Annotated in this window: 5 protein-coding genes; 4 read left to right on the plus strand and 1 reads right to left on the minus strand. The window is 58.8% G+C overall.

What is annotated here, in order from left to right; genetic code table 11:
- Positions 1-86 precede the first annotated feature (86 nt).
- The 4 genes from HMPREF2927_RS02995 to HMPREF2927_RS03010 all read left to right on the plus strand — a co-directional run bounded on the left by HMPREF2927_RS02995 (position 87) and on the right by HMPREF2927_RS03010 (position 5327).
- Positions 87-1349 carry a glutamyl-tRNA reductase gene (locus HMPREF2927_RS02995; RefSeq protein WP_070685381.1) on the plus strand — a complete coding sequence of 421 codons (1263 nt, stop codon included), beginning with the start codon at positions 87-89 and terminating at the stop codon, positions 1347-1349.
- Between the two features lie 222 nt (positions 1350-1571).
- The gene (locus HMPREF2927_RS03000) at positions 1572-1799 is read left to right on the plus strand and encodes a DUF3107 domain-containing protein (protein WP_005505268.1); all 228 of its coding nucleotides are present in this window, start codon (positions 1572-1574) and stop codon (positions 1797-1799) included.
- A gap of 502 nt (positions 1800-2301) precedes the next feature.
- Positions 2302-4053 carry a DEAD/DEAH box helicase gene (locus HMPREF2927_RS03005; RefSeq protein ID WP_070685383.1) on the plus strand — a complete coding sequence of 584 codons (1752 nt, stop codon included), beginning with the start codon at positions 2302-2304 and terminating at the stop codon, positions 4051-4053.
- A gap of 8 nt (positions 4054-4061) precedes the next feature.
- Positions 4062-5327, plus strand: a complete 1266-nt coding sequence (locus tag HMPREF2927_RS03010) for a DNA-methyltransferase (protein WP_070685385.1) — start codon at positions 4062-4064, stop codon at positions 5325-5327.
- Positions 5328-5459: 132 nt separating this feature from the next.
- On the opposite strand, the gene HMPREF2927_RS03015 is transcribed toward HMPREF2927_RS03010, so the two are convergent.
- The gene (locus tag HMPREF2927_RS03015) at positions 5460-6299 is read right to left on the minus strand and encodes a heme peroxidase (protein ID WP_246827339.1); all 840 of its coding nucleotides are present in this window, start codon (positions 6297-6299) and stop codon (positions 5460-5462) included.
- Positions 6300-6372: the final 73 nt, after the last annotated feature.

Raw genomic sequence — 6372 nt, forward strand, 5'->3', positions numbered from 1 at the left:
CAGATTTTCTTGCCCCCTACGATGATGGAACTTAGGTTCTGTGAGCTTTACAGGGGCTTAGTCGGCGTGGTTATGATTAGTCTCTAGTGAGTACTTATGCATTTGTGGCATCGCACCACACCGTTGATCTGACCACCGTCGCTGCGTTGAGCGCCGGTGCTTCCGGCGTACCCGATGTTCTGGCGGGCGATATGGCACGCCAGCTGGGCGTGAAGGGTGCAGTCGTTCTTGCCACCTGTAACCGGCTTGAAATGTATGTTCAGCTACACGTATCCGCCCATGTACACATGGTTCGTGAGCTGATTGCTGATTCGATTGCACGCACCTCCGGCTTAGACAAAGAACTGGTTGATTCCAGCTTCGACGTGTACGCCGACGAGGAGGCTGCACGCCACCTGCTGACGGTCGCCTCCGGCCTGGAATCTGCCGTGGTCGGCGAGCGCGAAATCACCGGTCAGGTGCGCCGCGCCCTGGCCGCCGCGCAGGCGAAGGCGCAAGAGGACGGTGTGTCCCTTCCCGGTGAGCTGGTTCAGCTATTTGAGCATGCAGCGCATACGGCTCGTCAGGTAGGTCAGCACACGGCGCTTGGCGCCCAGGGCCGCTCGATTGTGTCTGTTGCCTTGGATCTTGCGGATGAGGTTGCCGAGAAGGACTGGTCGACCCGACGCGCCCTAATTTTTGGTACGGGTGCTTATGCGGGTGCAACCATTGCGGCTCTGCGCGAGCGCGGTTGCACCGATATTTGGGTCAATTCCCGTTCTGGTCGCGCCCCGGAGTTCGCGGCGAAGCGCGACGTCTTCGCGGTGCCCGAGGACGGCATGGAACAGGCGATGGCTGAGGCTGACGTGATTATTGGCTGCTCTGGCGGCTCAGATCCGCTGCTTCCCGAGCAGATTCCGGCTGGTCACCACACGATTCTTGACCTTGCTCTTTCACGTGACTTTGATCCGTCGGTCGCTGACCTGCCGCATGTTGAGCTGATTACGCTCGAGTCGGTGCGCCTTGCCGCCCCCGAGGAGACCGAGGAATCCGTGGCGACGGCTACGCGCATCGTGGAGTCTGAGCTGGCGGCGTTTGTGTCTCGTCAGCGTTCCCGCACGATTGACTCCGCGATTGTTGCGCTGCGCTCGCACACTATGGATGTGCTGGATTCCGAGCTGGAGAAGGTACGTAACCAGTTTGGTTGCGGTGCGGCGACGGAGCAATTTGAGCTGGCGATGCGCCGCATGGTGAAGTCTCTTCTGCACACCCCGACGGTGCGCGCCAAGAAGCTGGCGTCGGAGGGCCGCGCAGAGGATTACGTGCAGGCGCTGGAGACTCTCTACGGCATTCAGGTGGAGGACTCTTAAGAGCCTCCTCTCCCCCGCTCTTCCCGGTATTTTCCGGCATTTTTCCGGCGTTTTTCACGCGCATTTTCGCGCATCCGGCGGCGAGTATTTTATTAGCCCCCGGCGAAGTACCGCCCGTTCACGGTGCCGATGGGCGTATTCACGCTAGAGTAGATGCTAGATAAGACAGTTCCCATACCCGGCGCACGTTTGGTTGCACCGGACTATTCTGCGAGGAGACTCATGGAAATCAAGATTGGCATTCGCCACATTGCTCGTGAAATCGTTGTTGAGACCAGTGAGGCTAAGGAAATCCTCATGGAGAAGGTCTCGAAGGCTATTGAGGACGGCTCGCTGCTGCAGATTATGGATGATAAGGGCAACACCACCCTGATTTCTGGCGCTCAGATTGGCTACGTTGAGCTGGGTTCTGACGCTAAGCGTCACGTTGGTTTCGGTATCGGCGCCTAATTAGTTCGGTAGCTGTTTACCCTTTAGCTTGAGCTTTCCCCGCATCCGTCACGATGCGTAACCGCGCTTTATGCGCTGTGCGCGTGCGCTTTATGCGCCACGTGGTTACGCCGTGCCGAATGCGGGGTTTTGCGTTTTAAACCGCCTACACAAAAACCTCGCGGCACCCGGTTTTGGGGCGGTATATCGCCCATCACGGGCGCACACCACAACCGGTCGGGGGTGCGCCCGAAGCAAATCCGGGTTAATATTGAGGGGTTAAGTGAATGACCGGTCGTACCCCTTTCAAGACCCCGAGGCTGCACCGCCTTCTCATCATGAATGAACCATGAGTAATAACCATGCGTGCAGGCGGCGTCTCGGTAAGAATTTCCCGTGTAAGAATTTCCCGCGGCCGGCTTTCGACGCCCGCCCGTCACCGCCTCCACCGTTGAGGCGCTGACTGGTACACCCCGTTACGGGGAGAAACACACCCCGAGCAGGGGTAGAAAGATACGGTCCAGTGACTGAAACGAACACGCAGGAAACCACTCAGACTGCAAAGTCCTTCGCCGACTTCGGCGTTCGCCAGGATATTAGCGACGCCCTCGCGGCAGTTGGCATTACCTCCCCCTTCCCCATCCAGGAGCTGACTCTTCCCGTGGCTCTGTCTGGCCAGGACATCATTGGTCAGGCAAAGACCGGTACCGGTAAGACCCTCGGCTTCGGTCTGCCCACCATTCAGCGTGTGGTCGGCCGCGACGATGAGGGTTGGGCTGATTTGGAGTACCCCGGCGCACCTCAGGCGCTGATTCTGGTTCCGACCCGTGAGCTTGCTATTCAGGTGGGCGAGGACCTGGCGATTGCTGCGAAGCTGCGCAACGCCCGCGTCGCCACCCTGTACGGTGGTGTGCCGATTGAGCCTCAGGCTGAGCTGCTGCGCCGCGGCTTGGAGGTTGCGGTGGGCACCCCCGGCCGCATTATCGACCTGTACCAGCAGGGCTTCCTGAACCTGAAGCAGGTTAAGATCGTGGTCCTCGATGAGGCTGACGAGATGCTGGATTTGGGTTTCCAGCCGTCGGTTGAGAAGATCCTCAGCTACCTACCGGAGGACCGCCAGAGCATGCTGTTCTCCGCAACCATGCCCGGCCCGGTCATTGCGATGGCACGCCAGTACATGACCAAGCCCATGCGCATTAGCGCCGCTGACCCCGAGGACGCCTCGAAGACTAAGGCGTCGATCCGCCAGGTCGTCTACCGTGCGCACCACCTGGACAAGGACGAGATGATTGGCCGCATTCTGCGCGCTACCGGCCGCGGCCGCACCGTCATCTTCACCAAGACCAAGCGTGACGCTGCCCGCGTAGCGGAGGAGCTGGTGAACCGTGGCTTCGCTGCCGCTCCCCTGCACGGTGACCTGAACCAGGTTGCGCGTGAGCAGGCGCTGAAGGCTTTCCGCTCCGGCAAGGTCGACATTCTGGTTGCGACCGATGTGGCGGCTCGCGGTATTGACGTTGAAGACGTGACCCACGTGATTAACCACCGCGTGCCCGAGGATGAGAAGACTTACCTGCATCGTACCGGCCGTACCGGCCGTGCGGGCAATGAGGGTACCGCTGTGACCCTGGTTGACTGGGATGACCTGCCGCGCTGGAAGGTCATTAACGACGCCCTGGAGCTGGGTGTTCCTGAGCCGGTTGAGACCTACTCTTCCTCTGAGCACCTGTTCCATGACCTGAACATTCCGGCTGGCACTAAGGGCCGCCTGCCGCGCGAGGAGCGTGTGGCTGAGGGCATGGGCGACGAGTTCTTTGAGAGCGCCCGTGACTCGCGTGATGGTCGCCCGGCTCGTTCTCGCGGTGGCCGCGACGGTTCCCGTGAGGGTGGCCGTTCTGGCGGTCGTGACGGTGAGAAGGGTTCGCGCCGTTCTCGCGGCGGTCGTGACGGTGGCCGTGAGGGTCGTTCCGGTGAGGGCCGCGGCGAGCGCCGTAACCGTTCCGAGGGCCGCAAGCGCACTGAGCGTTCCGAGCGTTCTTCTGAGCGTGCGGAGCGTACCGAGCAGGGCGCATCCGAACGTTCTTCTGAGCGTTCTTCCGAACGTTCTTCTGAGCGTTCTGAGCGTGCGCCTCGTCAGCGTCGCCGTACCCGCCGTGTTGAGGGTCAGCCCGTGGAGGGTGAGGGTCGCCGCCGTACCCGCCGCCGTTCTGAGGGTTCTCGCGCTGAGGGTTCTCGCGGTAAGGGCCGTGGCGCTGACCGTGCTGGTTCTGAAGGCTAGGGCCGGGGTTGGGTATTTCAGCATCCCCGGTGCCCGCCGCGCCCTCCCCTGCCGCTGAGGCGCACCCCGCGGATTCGGCGCTTTTCGACCCGCAGGGCCCGTCGCTGCTGGTGCAGGCAGATAACCTGGAGTATCTGCGTGAGCTGCCCGATGGTGCGTTCACCGTGATTTATATTGATCCGCCGTTCAATACGGGTAAGAAGCAGACGCGCCGCGCATTGAGCGCGGAAGCTTCTGAGAAGGGTGATCGCACCGGTTTTAAGGGCAAGAGCTATTCGAGCACCCTGCAGACTCTGGCGAGTTATAACGACTCGTTCGAGGATTATTGGGCGTTCCTAGCACCGCGTATTGAGCAGGCGCATCGTCTGCTCGCGCAGGACGGCACCTTGTACCTGCACCTGGATTGGCGTGAGGTTCATTATGTGAAGATTATGTGCGACATGATTTTTGGTCGTGAGAACTTCATTAATGAGCTGATTTGGGCTTATGACTACGGTGCGAAGTCTACGCGCCGCTGGCCGACGAAGCACGACAATATTTTGGTGTACGCGAAGGATCACCGCAGCTATTACTTCAATACTGCGGAGGTTGATCGTGAACCGTATATGGCTCCCGGTTTGGTGACGGAGGAGAAGGCTTCTCGCGGTAAGCTCCCTACAGATGTGTGGTGGCATACTATTGTGTCGCCGACGGGTAAGGAGAAGACGGGGTATCCCACGCAGAAGCCTACGGGTTTGTTGCGCCGTATGATTGCGGCGAGTTCCCGCCCGGGTGATTGGGTGTTGGATTTCTTCGCTGGTTCTGGTTCTACGGGTGCGGCTGCGGCTCAGCTGGGTCGTAAGTTCGTGTGTGTGGATCAGAATCCGCCGGCTATTGAGGTGATGGCTAAGCGCCTGGGCGTGGATTCGGTGTCGTTCGCTGAGTATCGCGGTGTGCCGCGTGGGGCGAGTGTGTTGTTCACGCCGAAGCGTACGGTGGGTGTTCGTGGCGGTACGAGTCGTGATGCGTTGACTGCGGCGAGCCGTCATGCGTTGAAGGCTGTGTTGGATACGTTGACGGAGACTACGCAGCCGGTTGAGGGTGCGTCGTGCCGGTTTGTGCGTCACTGGTCGATGGATGCGGTGGATAAGAAGATGCGTATTGATGGGCGTGATGAGTTGCGTCGTCAGCGTCAGCATCAGGCGCGGGCTAAGGCTCGTGCGGCGCGGGCTCAGCGGGATGCGGTTGCTGCGGGTGCGGTGTTGCAGCATCATGCCTCGCGTGAGAGCGTCTAGTCTGTCTTGTCTACGCGTTTGGGAGAGCACGTGTTAAGAGTGTGGGGCGGGTTCCTTATCGGGAACCCGCCCCACACTCTTTTGTGTTGCCCTAGTGTTCTGTTCTAAGGTGCCTTCTCTTTATAAATGTTTTTAGAATGCACCTCGAGTATCTGCCATTCGCAATACTTCAAAAGCCTGTTCATATGTTGCTTGGAAAGTCCATTGGCTCACTCGTCGACCTTCATAGTCCATGCTCGCTACGTCATGGTGTCTAATCGATTCGTGGAAGCCAGTGTACTTCTTATCAGAGCCGGCTCCAGTGTATTTCAACCAAACATAGGCCCGATGTAACTCTGAGCCGTAAGGAAGGTTGGGGTTCCGCTTGGTCCAGGGCTCTTCCTCATTCGGAGGATTCATATCGGGTAGCTTGACCGCCGGACTACCAGCTAGGCGGTATGCCATGATTACTGTCGTCGTTTCATTCGCGGGGGCATCGTAATGGAAATTCCCATCACTCCAACCCCAGGTAATGCCCCGCTGACGAGCCCACATCACTACAGGAAGACGCGGATCATCAGTCTTAATATCACCATACGGAGACTGAGCCGGAAGATTCTTCACCTCAGGAGAACCCGACAGGCGATACAAATACTCCACAAACTGCCCACGGGACATTACGGTGTTTTCTTCGATTAGCTGATACTTCTGGTATTCAGAAATTAGACCAACGCACTCAGCCCAGTCGTAGATAATCTTGCGACCGTAAGTCACATAAGCATTCGGAAGGTACTTATATTCGTAGATTGCACGGTCGTTACAGGTCACCGCCGGTTCATTGGGCTGCACAATAGGGGTCACTTGGCGAGGTTTCAGAACACCAAGAGAATATGCCGGCACGCTACCGCACACCATGGCACCAGCCAACAGTACCGTGCCACCAGCCTGGATAACCCGCCTCGTAGGGCGAGCAAATAATTGTCGAAGCATCATAGCTCCTTCACGAACAGAGGGGAGGCACAATCTTTGTGCACCCCAATGAGTAGAACGTTCTCAGCGTATCAAA

The organism is Rothia sp. HMSC061E04 (genome assembly GCF_001813685.1).
GTDB lineage: Bacteria > Actinomycetota > Actinomycetes > Actinomycetales > Micrococcaceae > Rothia > Rothia mucilaginosa.